Source organism: Streptomyces sp. NRRL S-646 (assembly GCF_000720765.1).
Classification (GTDB): domain Bacteria; phylum Actinomycetota; class Actinomycetes; order Streptomycetales; family Streptomycetaceae; genus Streptomyces.
Genome location: NZ_JODC01000132.1, coordinates 1 through 265, shown reverse-complemented (window position 1 = coordinate 265; position 265 = coordinate 1). Strand labels below are relative to the sequence as shown.

General features: G+C 66.8%; 1 protein-coding gene. It reads left to right on the top strand.

Annotation, left to right across the window (positions count from 1 at the left end):
• Positions 1-265, top strand: a 265-nt coding sequence (locus IH68_RS51500; protein WP_037886811.1) for a beta-ketoacyl synthase N-terminal-like domain-containing protein, incomplete at both ends; no start/stop codon positions are given.

The following is a 265-nucleotide window of genomic DNA, read 5'->3' as shown; positions in this document are numbered from 1 at the left end:
TGTGGCGGCTGGTCAGTGAGGGCGGGGACGCGATCGGCGGGTTCCCGTCGGATCGTGGTTGGGATCTGGAGGGTCTTTACGATCCGGAGCCGGGCACTGCGGGCCGGGTGTATGTGCGTGAGGGTGGTTTCCTCTACGACGCGTCGGAGTTCGATGCGGGGTTGTTCGGGATTTCGCCGCGTGAGGCATTGGCGATGGATCCGCAGCAGCGGTTGCTGCTGGAGACGTCGTGGGAGGTGCTGGAGCGGGCCGGTATCGACCCGGC